This window comes from Janthinobacterium aestuarii, from assembly GCF_046113285.1.
GTDB lineage: Bacteria > Pseudomonadota > Gammaproteobacteria > Burkholderiales > Burkholderiaceae_D > Janthinobacterium.
In genome coordinates, this window is the sequence record NZ_CP142524.1 from 358877 (window position 1) to 375738 (window position 16862).

The 16862-nt window shown below is 53.9% G+C and carries 5 protein-coding genes, 4 tRNA genes and 5 rRNA genes; all 14 read left to right on the forward strand.

Annotated elements, in window-relative coordinates:
* Positions 1–26 precede the first annotated feature (26 nt).
* Complete coding sequence (locus OX462_RS01555) at positions 27–755, forward strand: YfaP family protein (RefSeq protein ID WP_409027620.1); 729 nt, start codon at positions 27–29, stop codon at positions 753–755.
* A gap of 391 nt (positions 756–1146) precedes the next feature.
* Positions 1147–2677: ribosomal RNA gene (locus OX462_RS01560) — 16S ribosomal RNA — on the forward strand.
* An 82-nt stretch (positions 2678–2759) separates the two neighbouring features.
* Positions 2760–2836 (forward strand) — tRNA-Ile (locus OX462_RS01565).
* Positions 2837–2862: 26 nt separating this feature from the next.
* A tRNA-Ala gene (locus OX462_RS01570) sits at positions 2863–2938 on the forward strand.
* A 240-nt stretch (positions 2939–3178) separates the two neighbouring features.
* Positions 3179–6054: ribosomal RNA gene (locus tag OX462_RS01575) — 23S ribosomal RNA — on the forward strand.
* Between the two features lie 139 nt (positions 6055–6193).
* Positions 6194–6306: ribosomal RNA gene (gene rrf / locus OX462_RS01580) — 5S ribosomal RNA — on the forward strand.
* Together the 16S, 23S and 5S rRNA genes with 2 tRNA genes alongside form the textbook arrangement of a ribosomal RNA operon.
* Positions 6307–6644: 338 nt before the next feature.
* Complete coding sequence (locus OX462_RS01585; protein WP_409027621.1) at positions 6645–7334, forward strand: acid phosphatase; 690 nt, start codon at positions 6645–6647, stop codon at positions 7332–7334.
* 62 nt (positions 7335–7396) lie between these two features.
* A complete protein-coding gene (locus OX462_RS01590) occupies positions 7397–8875 on the forward strand; it encodes a DUF2868 domain-containing protein (RefSeq protein WP_409027622.1) in 1479 nt (492 codons plus the stop codon).
* Positions 8872–10362 carry a DUF3482 domain-containing protein gene (locus OX462_RS01595; RefSeq protein ID WP_070223770.1) on the forward strand — a complete coding sequence of 497 codons (1491 nt, stop codon included), beginning with the start codon at positions 8872–8874 and terminating at the stop codon, positions 10360–10362. The genes OX462_RS01590 and OX462_RS01595 overlap by 4 nt, the downstream gene beginning before the upstream one ends.
* A gap of 40 nt (positions 10363–10402) precedes the next feature.
* A complete protein-coding gene (locus tag OX462_RS01600) occupies positions 10403–11482 on the forward strand; it encodes a tartrate dehydrogenase (RefSeq protein WP_409027623.1) in 1080 nt (359 codons plus the stop codon).
* A 406-nt stretch (positions 11483–11888) separates the two neighbouring features.
* A 16S ribosomal RNA gene (locus tag OX462_RS01605) occupies positions 11889–13419 on the forward strand.
* Between the two features lie 100 nt (positions 13420–13519).
* Positions 13520–13596 (forward strand) — tRNA-Ile (locus OX462_RS01610).
* 19 nt (positions 13597–13615) lie between these two features.
* A tRNA-Ala gene (locus OX462_RS01615) sits at positions 13616–13691 on the forward strand.
* 248 nt (positions 13692–13939) lie between these two features.
* Positions 13940–16829 (forward strand): 23S ribosomal RNA (locus OX462_RS01620).
* The last annotated feature ends 33 nt before the right edge of the window (positions 16830–16862 follow it).

Below are 16862 nucleotides of genomic sequence, written 5' to 3' on the forward strand. Positions count from 1 at the left end.
TTTATATCCGTTGCTCGATTCCGCTAATGCTGTTGCCACTCTGGGCCCAGGCCCAGGTCACCATCGATGCACCGAAGGGCGGCTGGCGCAATTCGGCTGGCGCGCGCGAGGACTATACGCAAGCGGTCAATTATCCCGCCGCGTCGGCCAACCTGCAGCCGGGCCAGGCCGAGACGGCGCAGATACGGGGGCGTATCGCGGGCGCCGTCAAGGGCAAGCCCGCCACTTTGGTGGTCAATGGCGTGGCGATGCCGATGGAGGTGGGGGAGGATGGCAGCTACGGTCGCCCCTATGGTTTCGGCAGCGGCTCGAACAGCGTGGAAGTGCGCTCGCCCGATGGCAGAAGCCGCGCGCGGACCCAGTTTGTCGACAGCTACCAGGGCAAGACGCAAGCGCGCTTGCGTATCGTGCTGTCGTGGGACAGCGCCGGCACCGATCTTGATCTGCATGTGGTCACGCCGGACGGCGGCCACGCCTGGTACGGCAACCGCGTCCTGAAAGATGGCGGCGCGCTGGATGTGGACGTGACGACCGGCTATGGCCCTGAAATCTTTTCCAGCGCGGCACCCCTGAAGGGCAATTATCACGCGTATGTCAATTACTACGGTAGCGGCGAGAACACCGCCATGCTGACCGTCGCCCGCCTGTCGATCATCACCAATGAAGGCACGCCGCGGGAAAAGCTGCAGAGCTTCCAGGTGCCGATGCGGGCCGCCGGCGAGCTGACCTTGGTGAAATCGTTCGTCTTGCCATAAATGGCTCTTGCGGACACGCTGTCGCTTGGCTATAATTCGCCCCCTCGCTGAACGACGCATGCAAATGCCGAGTAAAGCAGGGTAAAAAAGAAGGTTGACGAATGAGCCGAAACGCTTCATACTCTTCCTTCTTCGCAGCTGACAAACACAACGCTTTGTCGATGGCGCGAAAGTAGCACCGAATACAGTTCTTTAACAATTAACAGTCGATAAGTGTGGGCATTTGATGTCAGTGCAGCGTCAATCTTCGGATTGGCGTCTAACTTAAAATATCAAATGTTCACAAGAAATAATGAAATAGGATACTTCTTCGGAAGTAGCCTGTCAGTTTTTTGAGTGAGCGACCCGTCAGCAATGACGGTGCCGGTAAAACGGCAAAGTAACAGAGATTAAACTGAAGAGTTTGATCCTGGCTCAGATTGAACGCTGGCGGCATGCCTTACACATGCAAGTCGAACGGCAGCACGGAGCTTGCTCTGGTGGCGAGTGGCGAACGGGTGAGTAATATATCGGAACGTACCCTGGAGTGGGGGATAACGTAGCGAAAGTTACGCTAATACCGCATACGATCTACGGATGAAAGTGGGGGATCGCAAGACCTCATGCTCGTGGAGCGGCCGATATCTGATTAGCTAGTTGGTAGGGTAAAAGCCTACCAAGGCATCGATCAGTAGCTGGTCTGAGAGGACGACCAGCCACACTGGAACTGAGACACGGTCCAGACTCCTACGGGAGGCAGCAGTGGGGAATTTTGGACAATGGGCGAAAGCCTGATCCAGCAATGCCGCGTGAGTGAAGAAGGCCTTCGGGTTGTAAAGCTCTTTTGTCAGGGAAGAAACGGTGAGAGCTAATATCTCTTGCTAATGACGGTACCTGAAGAATAAGCACCGGCTAACTACGTGCCAGCAGCCGCGGTAATACGTAGGGTGCAAGCGTTAATCGGAATTACTGGGCGTAAAGCGTGCGCAGGCGGTTTTGTAAGTCTGATGTGAAATCCCCGGGCTCAACCTGGGAATTGCATTGGAGACTGCAAGGCTAGAATCTGGCAGAGGGGGGTAGAATTCCACGTGTAGCAGTGAAATGCGTAGATATGTGGAGGAACACCGATGGCGAAGGCAGCCCCCTGGGTCAAGATTGACGCTCATGCACGAAAGCGTGGGGAGCAAACAGGATTAGATACCCTGGTAGTCCACGCCCTAAACGATGTCTACTAGTTGTCGGGTCTTAATTGACTTGGTAACGCAGCTAACGCGTGAAGTAGACCGCCTGGGGAGTACGGTCGCAAGATTAAAACTCAAAGGAATTGACGGGGACCCGCACAAGCGGTGGATGATGTGGATTAATTCGATGCAACGCGAAAAACCTTACCTACCCTTGACATGGCTGGAATCCCCGAGAGATTGGGGAGTGCTCGAAAGAGAACCAGTACACAGGTGCTGCATGGCTGTCGTCAGCTCGTGTCGTGAGATGTTGGGTTAAGTCCCGCAACGAGCGCAACCCTTGTCATTAGTTGCTACGAAAGGGCACTCTAATGAGACTGCCGGTGACAAACCGGAGGAAGGTGGGGATGACGTCAAGTCCTCATGGCCCTTATGGGTAGGGCTTCACACGTCATACAATGGTACATACAGAGCGCCGCCAACCCGCGAGGGGGAGCTAATCGCAGAAAGTGTATCGTAGTCCGGATTGTAGTCTGCAACTCGACTGCATGAAGTTGGAATCGCTAGTAATCGCGGATCAGCATGTCGCGGTGAATACGTTCCCGGGTCTTGTACACACCGCCCGTCACACCATGGGAGCGGGTTTTACCAGAAGTAGGTAGCTTAACCGTAAGGAGGGCGCTTACCACGGTAGGATTCGTGACTGGGGTGAAGTCGTAACAAGGTAGCCGTATCGGAAGGTGCGGCTGGATCACCTCCTTTCTAGAGTTTGCACGAATCATGTAAATGATTCACGCATCAAATGTTCACACTTATCGGCTGTTAATAAAGAAGAACAGCATTTGGGGCTGTAGCTCAGCTGGTTAGAGCACCGTGTTGATAACGCGGGGGTCGTTGGTTCGAGTCCAACCAGCCCTACCAGTTTCTGTAGTCTGGAAATACCCATAGGGGGATTAGCTCAGCTGGGAGAGCACCTGCTTTGCAAGCAGGGGGTCGTCGGTTCGATCCCGTCATCCTCCACCAAAAGTTCAAACGTAAATCAGCGCAGATGGCGCCGGGATTTAGGTTTGGTCTTTTCGAGATCAAGTGCTGTATGTTCTTTAACAATCTGGAAGAAGTAAAGATTATTTATTGATCGGTTTGCCGTAAAACGCAGATCGATGGGTAATGATTGTATGTATCAACAAACAAGCAACAACGTTGTACTTTCTTATCCCTGTAGCGCTCTTTTCGTTTGAAAGAATGAAGAGGCTAACGTTATAGGGACAAGCGAATAAGTGCACATGGTGGATGCCTTGGCGATTACAGGCGATGAAGGACGTAGTAGCTTGCGATAAGCTGCGGGGAGTGAGCAAACACACTTTGATCCGCAGATTTCCGAATGGGGCAACCCACCCTTTTAGGGTATTGCATACTGAATACATAGGTATGCAAGGCGAACGCGGCGAACTGAAACATCTAAGTAGCTGCAGGAAAAGAAATCAACCGAGATTCCCAAAGTAGCGGCGAGCGAAATGGGAAGAGCCTGTACGTGATAGTCGGACCGATAACAGAATCCTCTGGAAATAGGAGCCATAGTGGGTGATAGCCCCGTATGTGAAATCGGACCGGTGGTACTAAGCGTACGACAAGTAGGGCGGGACACGTGACATCCTGTCTGAATATGGGGGGACCATCCTCCAAGGCTAAATACTCGTAATCGACCGATAGTGAACCAGTACCGTGAGGGAAAGGCGAAAAGAACCCCGGAAGGGGAGTGAAATAGATCCTGAAACCGTGTGCATACAAACAGTAGGAGCGGACTTGTTCCGTGACTGCGTACCTTTTGTATAATGGGTCAGCGACTTACATTCAGTGGCAAGGTTAACCGAATAGGGAAGCCGTAGAGAAATCGAGTCCGAATAGGGCGATCAGTCGCTGGGTGTAGACCCGAAACCAAGTGATCTACTCATGGCCAGGATGAAGGTGCGGTAACACGCCCTGGAGGTCCGAACCCACTAATGTTGAAAAATTAGGGGATGAGCTGTGGGTAGGGGTGAAAGGCTAAACAAACTTGGAAATAGCTGGTTCTCTCCGAAAACTATTTAGGTAGTGCCTCAAGTATCACCATCGGGGGTAGAGCACTGTTATGGCTAGGGGGTCATTGCGACTTACCAAACCATTGCAAACTCCGAATACCGATGAGTGCGAGCTTGGGAGACAGACGTCGGGTGCTAACGTCCGGCGTCAAGAGGGAAACAACCCAGACCGCCAGCTAAGGTCCCAAAGATTGGCTAAGTGGAAAACGAAGTGGGAAGGCTAAAACAGTCAGGATGTTGGCTTAGAAGCAGCCATCATTTAAAGAAAGCGTAATAGCTCACTGATCGAGTCGTCCTGCGCGGAAGATGTAACGGGGCTAAGCCAGTCACCGAAGCTGCGGATATCTAGCAATAGATATGGTAGGAGAGCGTTCTGTAAGCCTGCGAAGGTGTCTTGTAAAGGATGCTGGAGGTATCAGAAGTGCGAATGCTGACATGAGTAGCGATAATGGGGGTGAAAAGCCTCCACGCCGTAAGCCCAAGGTTTCCTGTTCAACGTTCATCGGAGCAGGGTGAGTCGGCCCCTAAGGCGAGGCAGAGATGCGTAGCTGATGGGAAGCAGGTTAATATTCCTGCACCGTCGTATGATGCGATGGGGGGACGGATCGCGGAAGGTTGTCCAACTGTTGGAATAGTTGGTTTTTGGCTCATAGAAGGCACTTAGGCAAATCCGGGTGCGCAATTCAAGGGGTTGAGACGAGTGAACTTGTTCACGAAGCAATCGGAAGTGGTTCCAAGAAAAGCCTCTAAGCTTCAGTCATACGAGACCGTACCGCAAACCGACACAGGTGGGCGAGATGAGTATTCTAAGGCGCTTGAGAGAACTCGGGAGAAGGAACTCGGCAAATTGGTACCGTAACTTCGGGAAAAGGTACGCCCCGGTAGCTTGATTGGTTTACTCCATGAGGGTGAAAGGGTTGCAATAAACTGGTGGCTGCGACTGTTTAATAAAAACACAGCACTCTGCAAACACGAAAGTGGACGTATAGGGTGTGACGCCTGCCCGGTGCTGGAAGATTAAATGATGGGGTGCAAGCTCTTGATTGAAGTCCCAGTAAACGGCGGCCGTAACTATAACGGTCCTAAGGTAGCGAAATTCCTTGTCGGGTAAGTTCCGACCTGCACGAATGGCGTAACGATGGCCACACTGTCTCCTCCCGAGACTCAGCGAAGTTGAAATGTTTGTGATGATGCAATCTACCCGCGGCTAGACGGAAAGACCCCATGAACCTTTACTGTAGCTTTGCATTGGACTTTGAACCAATCTGTGTAGGATAGGTGGGAGGCTTTGAAGCGGGGACGCTAGTTCTCGTGGAGCCAACCTTGAAATACCACCCTGGTTTGTTTGAGGTTCTAACCTTGGTCCGTTATCCGGATCGGGGACAGTGCATGGTAGGCAGTTTGACTGGGGCGGTCTCCTCCTAAAGTGTAACGGAGGAGTTCGAAGGTACGCTAGATACGGTCGGACATCGTGTTGATAGTGCAATGGCATAAGCGTGCTTAACTGCGAGACTGACAAGTCGAGCAGGTACGAAAGTAGGACATAGTGATCCGGTGGTTCTGTATGGAAGGGCCATCGCTCAACGGATAAAAGGTACTCTGGGGATAACAGGCTGATTCCTCCCAAGAGTTCATATCGACGGGGGAGTTTGGCACCTCGATGTCGGCTCATCACATCCTGGGGCTGTAGCCGGTCCCAAGGGTATGGCTGTTCGCCATTTAAAGTGGTACGTGAGCTGGGTTTAAAACGTCGTGAGACAGTTTGGTCCCTATCTGCCGTGGGCGTTGGAAATTTGAAGGGGGCTGCTCCTAGTACGAGAGGACCGGAGTGGACGAACCTCTGGTGTACCGGTTGTCACGCCAGTGGCATTGCCGGGTAGCTAAGTTCGGAAGAGATAACCGCTGAAAGCATCTAAGCGGGAAACTTGCCTTGAGATGAGATTTCCCAGAGCCTTGAGCTCTTTGAAGGGTCGTTCGAGACCAGGACGTTGATAGGCTGGGTGTGGAAGTGCAGTAATGCATTAAGCTAACCAGTACTAATTGCCCGTACGGCTTGTCCCTATAACCTTAGCAGGTACAGAGGATAAGACGGTACAACGTTGCGTGTGTGTTGATACACCAATTCATTACCCCGATCTTTGCTTCTTCCAGATTCATGGCCTTGTCGTCCAACAGGAGACAAATGCCGGTACAAGTTATGCCTGATGACCATAGCAAGTTGGTCCCACCCCTTCCCATCCCGAACAGGACCGTGAAACAACTTTGCGCCGATGATAGTGCTGCAACCAGTGTGAAAGTAGGTTATCGTCAGGCTTGTTATTTGAAGCAACAGCCTTTGGCTGTGGTTTCTTGAGAAAAACCCGATCAGCAATGGTCGGGTTTTTTTTCGTCTGGCGGTTTTGCGGGGCGCCGCGGGTGGTTGTCGGCTTACGCTGCGCTAAGCCGACCTACGCCGACCTGCCCGATCCGCCGATTGACGGTCAGTGTGAGGGGGGGGCTGACCCCGGCTGTTCAGCAGGCGAAAAAAAGGCAGCGCCGCGCGCTGCCTTTGTCATTTATCACCACATGTTGTGAACGGCGGGCACCGTCATGTTCTCTTCATATTGACACTGTACGATGACGTCCATTCTCATCAAGTAACGTGTGCACCCATGCTGGCCAAGCTTAAACTCGTCAAAACTCCCAAAGGCATCGATAGCATCCTGATGCTGTCGGCCATGCTGATACTCTGGATCGGTAATTACAGCAACCTCGACCTCATGATTGCCGACAGTATGTTCGACGGTGCGCGTGGACAATTTGTCGGCGCTGACAGCGTGTGGGCGCGCAGTTTTCAGATCGGTATGATCTTGCTTGGCGCCGTCATGATCGGGCTGACCGTGTGGGACACCTTGCGTCCGTTGGCCTGGCTTGCTTCGCGTCGCAGCGCCTTGCGCGTGGTGGCGCTGTCGGCTATCTTCGTGCCGCTAAGCATCTATTTGCTCTCTTCCTTCAGCGACGTGCCCTGTCCCACGGATTTGTTGCGTTATGGTGGACTGGAGCCGTACACGCGCCTGTTGGAAACATTGCCAGCCAGCGCATCTGCCATGGCATGCCTGCCTGCTACTCAGGCGAACACTGCCTGGTGGATGCTGGCCTTGCCATTGTTCTGTCTGCCCGGGCGACCACGCACGGCGCTGCTGCTCGCTTGCGTCATGCTGCTGTGCGGTTTGGCGGCAAGCTGGCAGCAACAGTTGCAAGGTACGCAATTTTTTACACACACCTTGTGGTCTGCCTGGATTGCTTCTTTCCTGATCTATCTGCTACATCATTTGTTCCGGGCCGAGGACGCGTTGGCCTGAAACACGAAAGTACGTCACAATCTGCCTGTCGAGTTGTCGTTTCATACAAAAACAGGAGCACCATGAACGAGCAGATTGCGAGAGAAGTGGTATTGGTCCGTGCTATCGAGACGGCCGACCAGAAAAAAGAAGTCCTCAGCGAGGATGACCGCATGTATGCCAGCCGCAGTGCGCGTGAGCTTGCGCAGTGGCAAGCTTCGGGCAAGCAGGCCGAAGTCACGGGTGACGATTTCCTGCAGCAGCGTTCCGAGCTGATCCTCAAGCGCATCACCGAGCGCACTCCCGCCTTCGCTGCTTTCGCGAAGCGTCGTAACGGCATGAAAGCCCTGGCGCTGACTTTGCCCCTGCTGGCACTGCTGCTGGGCGCCGGGCTCGATCGCATCACGGATCCGCACCGTGTCGACTTGCTGTCGGCGCCCTTGCTGCTGATCATCGCCTGGAATGTGCTGGTCTACCTGGGCTTGCTGATTTGGCTATGCATCCCTTCGCACTCGCTCGGCTGGCCGAAAGCGGGGCTGGTGCGCCACCTGAGCGTAGGGCGCCTTGCCTTGCCGCGCAAACTGCCGCACGCCTTGTCTTCGGGCTTGCTCAGTTTCATGGGCGAGTGGGCGCATTTGAGCGCCAAGCTGACGGCCGCGCGCCTGGGCCGTACCATCCACTTGAGCGCTGCCATGTTTGCCATTGGCGCCGTCGCCTCGTTGTATGCGCGCGGTTTTCTGTCGCAATACGCGGCCGGCTGGGAAAGCACCTTTCTGAATGCCGGCCAGGTGCACAGCCTGCTGTCGACCCTGTTTGCGCCGGCCATTGCCCTGTTTCACTTACAAGGTTTTTCGCTGGCGGAAATCGAAGCGCTGCGCTTCCCGCAAACGACGACCGTCGAAGGCGGCGCACGCTGGGTGCATTTGTATGCGGCGACGATTTTCCTGCTGGTGGTCGTCCCCCGCCTGATCCTGGCCCTGGTCAATAATTGGCGCGCCGCGCGCCTGGCCAGGCAGTTTCCGCTGGATCTCGATCAGCCGTATTTCCGCAAGCTTAATGAAAGCATCGGTGTGGCCACGGGCGGCATGCTGCGCGTCTTGCCCTACAGCTTTACTGTCGATGAGGCACGCCACAAGGGCCTGGGGCAAATCGCCCTCATGCTGTTTGGCGAGCAGGGCCGCATGATGCTGCGTCCATCAACGTCGTATGGCGAAGAGCCGCAGGACGTCTTGCGCGACACGGACTTGAACGATCCACAAGTCAATATCACGGCCGTGCTGTTCAATCTGACGGCGACGCCGGAAAAGGAAAATCACGGGGCCTTCCTCGATTATCTGGTGCAATCGTCGGCGCGCGGCATCGCTGTCCTGATCGACGAGTCCAGCTACCTGGAGCGCGCGGGCGAGCCGGCGGATAACGGCGCGCGTCTGGCGGAACGGGTCGCCTTGTGGCAGCAGTTTTGCCAGTTCCATAAAGCCACGGCCACCGTGGTCAATCTGCTCAACCCTGCCTTGCACCCGCTCGATGCCGGTGTCGGCTTGAAAGTATCGGCAACAGCATGAGTGTGAACGTGAATAAAGATGTGCAAGATGACGCGGTGCAGATTCAGTTTGCGCTGATTTCGCACACGAATAATGGCAAGACGACACTCGCGCGTACCCTCGTGGGCGTGGATGTGGGCGAAGTGCGTGACGCCGCCCACGTAACTGTGTTTGCCGAATCGCATACCTTGTTGGCCACACCACAGGGTGATGCTTTGCAATTGTGGGACACGCCCGGCTTTGGCGACTCCGTGCGTCTGCTCAAGCGCCTGGGCCAGTCAGGCAATCCCATCGGCTGGTTTCTGCGTGAAGTGCTGGACCGTTATCGCGACCGCCCGTTTTGGCTCAGCCAGCAGGCGCTGCGCACGGCCAAGGACTCCGCCGACGTGGTGTTGTACCTGGTGAATTCCTCGGAACATCCGAAGGATGCGGGCTACTTGCCGGCGGAAATGAAAATCCTCGCCTGGCTGGATAAGCCTGTGGTGGTCTTGCTCAATCAGATGGGGCCGCCGCGTCCGGGGAATGAGGAACACGGCGAGCAGGCGCGCTGGCGCGAGCATTTGCAGCAGTATCCAATCGTGCGCGATGTCCTGGCGCTCGATGCCTTTGCCCGCTGCTGGGTGCATGAACGCGTGTTTTACGAAGCTGTGGGTAAATTGTTGCCGCAGTCGCAGCAAGCAGGCTATGCGCGTTTGTTTGCTGCCTGGCAAGAGCAGAATACGGCACGTTTCCGGCAGGCGATGCACTTGCTGGCCACGCAACTGGCGGTGGCCGGGCAGGATCGCGAAGCCATCGAGCCCGCCTCTAAGGGGCTGCTGAAATCGGCCTTGCAGGTCGTTGGCATAGGCAAGAACGCAGAGCAGCAACGCCAGGAAAAGGCCATGGCCAGCCTGGTGGCGCGGCTTAATGCGCACAGCGGTATCACCACGCGTGAGCTTTTGATCTTGCACAAACTCGACCCGACCGACGCGCATAAGATCAATAGCCGGATACGGGAGAACTTCGCCGTGCGCGCGCCGATCGACAAGGCGCAAGCCGGGCTATTGGGCGCGATGATTTCCGGTGCGGCGACAGGGCTGTCGGCCGACCTGATTTCCGGCGGCCTGACCCTGGGCACGGGCGCCCTGCTTGGCGGTGTGGTTGGTGCGTTGACGTTTGCGGGCGCAGCCTGGGGCTTTAATTCCGGAACGGACCGCAATGAGCCCACGATGCAATTTACCGATGCCTTCCTGCGCACCTTGGTGGTGGCGGGCGTGCTGCGTTACCTGGCGGTGGCGCACTTTGGCCGTGGCCGCGGCAACTTTGTCGAAAGCGAGGCGCCGGCCTTCTGGCAGGATGAAGTCGAGCAGGCGGTGGCGCGTCATGAGAGCGCATTGGTCGAGTTATGGAAAGAGGTGCGCCGCGCGAAGTCCAATGAACTGGCTGCCGAATGTGTGCAGCCCATCATCACGGCGATCACTGCCGATGTGCTGGCGCGTCTGTACCCGGACGTGACGCAGCAGATGTAAATACGAGCTTCCATCGTCTATTTCCAACAGGGTTTCCCCCATGAGCATACATAAAATCGCCGTCATCGCCGGTGACGGCATTGGCAATGAAGTCATGCCGGAGGGCTTGCGTGTAATTGAAGCGGCCGCCCACCGTTTCAATATCGACCTGCAGTTTACGACGATGGCATGGGCCAATTGCGACTATTACCTGGAACACGGGCAAATGATGCCCTCGGACTGGTTCGCGCAGCTCAAGGATTTCGACGCCATCTATTTTGGCGCCGTGGGCTGGCCGGACAAGGTGCCCGATCATATCTCGCTGTGGGGTTCATTACTGAAGTTCCGGCGTGAATTCGACGAATACGTCAATTTGCGTCCCGTGCGGCTGATGCCGGGCGTGCCATGTCCGCTGGCGAATAAAAAGCCGGGCGATATCGACTTTTATGTGGTGCGTGAAAACACGGAAGGAGAATATTCATCCGTGGGCGGGCGCATGTTCGAGGGGACAGAACGCGAAATGGTGCTGCAGGAATCCGTGTTTACGCGCAAAGGCGTCGATCGCATCCTGAAGTATGCGTTTGAGCTGGCCCAAAGCCGGCCTAAAAAACACCTGACATCGGCGACCAAGTCGAATGGTATCGCCATCAGCATGCCATTCTGGGATGAGCGGGTCGAAGCGATGGGGCCGAGCTTTCCCGATGTGCGCTGGGATAAATACCATATCGACATCCTGGCGGCCCGCTTTGTATTGAGCCCCGAGCGTTTCGACGTGGTGGTCGCATCGAACCTGTTTGGCGATATCCTGTCCGACCTGGGCCCCGCGTGCACGGGAACGATTGCGATTGCACCGTCGGCCAATATCAATCCGGAGCGCACATTCCCCTCCGTCTTTGAGCCGGTGCACGGTTCAGCGCCTGATATCTATGGCCAGAATATTGCCAACCCGATCGGCATGATCTGGTCGGGCGCCATGATGCTGGACTTCCTCGGCAATGGCGACGCTCGGTACACGGCAGCACATGACGCGATTGTGCACGCCATCGAGCGGGTGCTCGAGCATGGTCCGCGTACGCCGGATATGGGCGGCAGCGCCAGTACGACCGATGTGGGCATGGCGGTTGCCGAATTGCTGAAATAAAGCTTGCCGCCCGTGGGCGGCTTTGCTATAGTTCGCCTCCCCAATGAGACGCAGTCAAATGCGGCAGTTGAGGATCACCGGAAACGGCGATGAGCAGGAAAAGAAGGAGTTGACGGATGTAGTGAAATGCTTCATACTCTTTCTTCTTCGCAGCTGACAAACACAACGCTTTGTCGATAGCGCGAAAGCAGTAATCGAATACAGTTCTTTAACAATTAACAGTCGATAAGTGTGGGCATTTGATGTAGTGCAGCGATAATCTTCGGATTGTCGTAATACTTAAAATATCAAATGTTCACAAGAAATAATGAAATAGGATACTTCTTCGGAAGTAGCCTGTCAGTTTTTTGAGTGAGCGACCCGTCAGCAATGACGGTGCCAATAAAATGGCAAAGTAACAGAGATTAAACTGAAGAGTTTGATCCTGGCTCAGATTGAACGCTGGCGGCATGCCTTACACATGCAAGTCGAACGGCAGCACGGAGCTTGCTCTGGTGGCGAGTGGCGAACGGGTGAGTAATATATCGGAACGTACCCTGGAGTGGGGGATAACGTAGCGAAAGTTACGCTAATACCGCATACGATCTACGGATGAAAGTGGGGGATCGCAAGACCTCATGCTCGTGGAGCGGCCGATATCTGATTAGCTAGTTGGTAGGGTAAAAGCCTACCAAGGCATCGATCAGTAGCTGGTCTGAGAGGACGACCAGCCACACTGGAACTGAGACACGGTCCAGACTCCTACGGGAGGCAGCAGTGGGGAATTTTGGACAATGGGCGAAAGCCTGATCCAGCAATGCCGCGTGAGTGAAGAAGGCCTTCGGGTTGTAAAGCTCTTTTGTCAGGGAAGAAACGGTGAGAGCTAATATCTCTTGCTAATGACGGTACCTGAAGAATAAGCACCGGCTAACTACGTGCCAGCAGCCGCGGTAATACGTAGGGTGCAAGCGTTAATCGGAATTACTGGGCGTAAAGCGTGCGCAGGCGGTTTTGTAAGTCTGATGTGAAATCCCCGGGCTCAACCTGGGAATTGCATTGGAGACTGCAAGGCTAGAATCTGGCAGAGGGGGGTAGAATTCCACGTGTAGCAGTGAAATGCGTAGATATGTGGAGGAACACCGATGGCGAAGGCAGCCCCCTGGGTCAAGATTGACGCTCATGCACGAAAGCGTGGGGAGCAAACAGGATTAGATACCCTGGTAGTCCACGCCCTAAACGATGTCTACTAGTTGTCGGGTCTTAATTGACTTGGTAACGCAGCTAACGCGTGAAGTAGACCGCCTGGGGAGTACGGTCGCAAGATTAAAACTCAAAGGAATTGACGGGGACCCGCACAAGCGGTGGATGATGTGGATTAATTCGATGCAACGCGAAAAACCTTACCTACCCTTGACATGGCTGGAATCCCCGAGAGATTGGGGAGTGCTCGAAAGAGAACCAGTACACAGGTGCTGCATGGCTGTCGTCAGCTCGTGTCGTGAGATGTTGGGTTAAGTCCCGCAACGAGCGCAACCCTTGTCATTAGTTGCTACGAAAGGGCACTCTAATGAGACTGCCGGTGACAAACCGGAGGAAGGTGGGGATGACGTCAAGTCCTCATGGCCCTTATGGGTAGGGCTTCACACGTCATACAATGGTACATACAGAGCGCCGCCAACCCGCGAGGGGGAGCTAATCGCAGAAAGTGTATCGTAGTCCGGATTGTAGTCTGCAACTCGACTGCATGAAGTTGGAATCGCTAGTAATCGCGGATCAGCATGTCGCGGTGAATACGTTCCCGGGTCTTGTACACACCGCCCGTCACACCATGGGAGCGGGTTTTACCAGAAGTAGGTAGCTTAACCGTAAGGAGGGCGCTTACCACGGTAGGATTCGTGACTGGGGTGAAGTCGTAACAAGGTAGCCGTATCGGAAGGTGCGGCTGGATCACCTCCTTTCTAGAGTTTGCACGAATCATGTAAATGATTCACGCATCAAATGTTCACACTTATCGGCTGTTAGTCAAAGAAGAAACAGTAGTCGTAGAAGTTCCGCGTTGGGGCTGTAGCTCAGCTGGTTAGAGCACCGTGTTGATAACGCGGGGGTCGTTGGTTCGAGTCCAACCAGCCCTACCAGCTAATTAGTAAAATCTCAGGGGGATTAGCTCAGCTGGGAGAGCACCTGCTTTGCAAGCAGGGGGTCGTCGGTTCGATCCCGTCATCCTCCACCAAAGTTTTACCCGAAAGTGCAAACGTAAGCCGGTCAGTGAGTCAGGTTTAGGTTTGATCTTTTAGCGATCAAAGCTGTTTCGTTCTTTAACAATCTGGAAGAAGTAAAGATTATTTATTGATCGGTTTGCCGTAAAAAGCAAATCGATGGGTAATGATTGTATGTATCAACAAACAAGCAACAACGTTGTACTTTCTTATCCCTGTAGCGCTCTTTGATCACCTCGGTGATCAGAGGCTAACGTTATAGGGACAAGCGAATAAGTGCACATGGTGGATGCCTTGGCGATTACAGGCGATGAAGGACGTAGTAGCTTGCGATAAGCTGCGGGGAGTGAGCAAACACACTTTGATCCGCAGATTTCCGAATGGGGCAACCCACCCTTTTAGGGTATTGCATACTGAATACATAGGTATGCAAGGCGAACGCGGCGAACTGAAACATCTAAGTAGCTGCAGGAAAAGAAATCAACCGAGATTCCCAAAGTAGCGGCGAGCGAAATGGGAAGAGCCTGTACGTGATAGTCGGACCGATAACAGAATCCTCTGGAAATAGGAGCCATAGCGGGTGATAGCCCCGTATGTGAAATCGGACCGGTGGTACTAAGCGTACGACAAGTAGGGCGGGACACGTGACATCCTGTCTGAATATGGGGGGACCATCCTCCAAGGCTAAATACTCGTAATCGACCGATAGTGAACCAGTACCGTGAGGGAAAGGCGAAAAGAACCCCGGAAGGGGAGTGAAATAGATCCTGAAACCGTGTGCATACAAACAGTAGGAGCGGACTTGTTCCGTGACTGCGTACCTTTTGTATAATGGGTCAGCGACTTACATTCAGTGGCAAGGTTAACCAGATAGGGAAGCCGTAGAGAAATCGAGTCCGAATAGGGCGATCAGTCGCTGGGTGTAGACCCGAAACCAAGTGATCTACTCATGGCCAGGATGAAGGTGCGGTAACACGCCCTGGAGGTCCGAACCCACTAATGTTGAAAAATTAGGGGATGAGCTGTGGGTAGGGGTGAAAGGCTAAACAAACTTGGAAATAGCTGGTTCTCTCCGAAAACTATTTAGGTAGTGCCTCAAGTATCACCATCGGGGGTAGAGCACTGTTATGGCTAGGGGGTCATTGCGACTTACCAAACCATTGCAAACTCCGAATACCGATGAGTGCGAGCTTGGGAGACAGACGTCGGGTGCTAACGTCCGGCGTCAAGAGGGAAACAACCCAGACCGCCAGCTAAGGTCCCAAAGATTGGCTAAGTGGAAAACGAAGTGGGAAGGCTAAAACAGTCAGGATGTTGGCTTAGAAGCAGCCATCATTTAAAGAAAGCGTAATAGCTCACTGATCGAGTCGTCCTGCGCGGAAGATGTAACGGGGCTAAGCCAGTCACCGAAGCTGCGGATATTGTTCTGTGATTTATCACAGATATATATGGTAGGAGAGCGTTCTGTAAGCCTGCGAAGGTGTCTTGTAAAGGATGCTGGAGGTATCAGAAGTGCGAATGCTGACATGAGTAGCGATAATGGGGGTGAAAAGCCTCCACGCCGTAAGCCCAAGGTTTCCTGTTCAACGTTCATCGGAGCAGGGTGAGTCGGCCCCTAAGGCGAGGCAGAGATGCGTAGCTGATGGGAAGCAGGTTAATATTCCTGCACCGTCGTATGATGCGATGGGGGGACGGATCGCGGAAGGTTGTCCAACTGTTGGAATAGTTGGTTTTTGGCTCATAGAAGGCGCTTAGGCAAATCCGGGCGCGCAATTCAAGGGGTTGAGACGAGTGAATTTATTCACGAAGCAATCGGAAGTGGTTCCAAGAAAAGCCTCTAAGCTTCAGTCATACGAGACCGTACCGCAAACCGACACAGGTGGGCGAGATGAGTATTCTAAGGCGCTTGAGAGAACTCGGGAGAAGGAACTCGGCAAATTGGTACCGTAACTTCGGGAAAAGGTACGCCCCGGTAGCTTGACTGGTTTACTCCAGAAGGGTGAAAGGGTTGCAATAAACTGGTGGCTGCGACTGTTTAATAAAAACACAGCACTCTGCAAACACGAAAGTGGACGTATAGGGTGTGACGCCTGCCCGGTGCTGGAAGATTAAATGATGGGGTGCAAGCTCTTGATTGAAGTCCCAGTAAACGGCGGCCGTAACTATAACGGTCCTAAGGTAGCGAAATTCCTTGTCGGGTAAGTTCCGACCTGCACGAATGGCGTAACGATGGCCACACTGTCTCCTCCCGAGACTCAGCGAAGTTGAAATGTTTGTGATGATGCAATCTACCCGCGGCTAGACGGAAAGACCCCATGAACCTTTACTGTAGCTTTGCATTGGACTTTGAACCAATCTGTGTAGGATAGGTGGGAGGCTTTGAAGCGGGGACGCTAGTTCTCGTGGAGCCAACCTTGAAATACCACCCTGGTTTGTTTGAGGTTCTAACCTTGGTCCGTTATCCGGATCGGGGACAGTGCATGGTAGGCAGTTTGACTGGGGCGGTCTCCTCCTAAAGTGTAACGGAGGAGTTCGAAGGTACGCTAGATACGGTCGGACATCGTGTTGATAGTGCAATGGCATAAGCGTGCTTAACTGCGAGACTGACAAGTCGAGCAGGTACGAAAGTAGGACATAGTGATCCGGTGGTTCTGTATGGAAGGGCCATCGCTCAACGGATAAAAGGTACTCTGGGGATAACAGGCTGATTCCTCCCAAGAGTTCATATCGACGGGGGAGTTTGGCACCTCGATGTCGGCTCATCACATCCTGGGGCTGTAGCCGGTCCCAAGGGTATGGCTGTTCGCCATTTAAAGTGGTACGTGAGCTGGGTTTAAAACGTCGTGAGACAGTTTGGTCCCTATCTGCCGTGGGCGTTGGAAATTTGAAGGGGGCTGCTCCTAGTACGAGAGGACCGGAGTGGACGAACCTCTGGTGTACCGGTTGTCACGCCAGTGGCATTGCCGGGTAGCTAAGTTCGGAAGAGATAACCGCTGAAAGCATCTAAGCGGGAAACTTGCCTTGAGATGAGATTTCCCAGAGCCTTGAGCTCTTTGAAGGGTCGTTCGAGACCAGGACGTTGATAGGCTGGGTGTGGAAGTGCAGTAATGCATTAAGCTAACCAGTACTAATTGCCCGTACGGCTTGTCCCTATAACCTTAGCAGGTACAGAGGATAAGACGGTA

Excerpts from the sequence above, each read along its gene's own strand:
- OX462_RS01590 (WP_409027622.1), top strand. The coding sequence starts at position 7,397 with ATGAACGAGCAGATTGCGAGAGAAGTGGTATTGGTCCGTGCTATCGAG.
- OX462_RS01595 (WP_070223770.1), top strand. The coding sequence starts at position 8,872 with ATGAGTGTGAACGTGAATAAAGATGTGCAAGATGACGCGGTGCAGATT.
- OX462_RS01585 (WP_409027621.1), top strand. The coding sequence starts at position 6,645 with ATGCTGGCCAAGCTTAAACTCGTCAAAACTCCCAAAGGCATCGATAGC.
- OX462_RS01600 (WP_409027623.1), top strand. The coding sequence starts at position 10,403 with ATGAGCATACATAAAATCGCCGTCATCGCCGGTGACGGCATTGGCAAT.
- OX462_RS01555 (WP_409027620.1), top strand. The coding sequence starts at position 27 with ATGCTGTTGCCACTCTGGGCCCAGGCCCAGGTCACCATCGATGCACCG.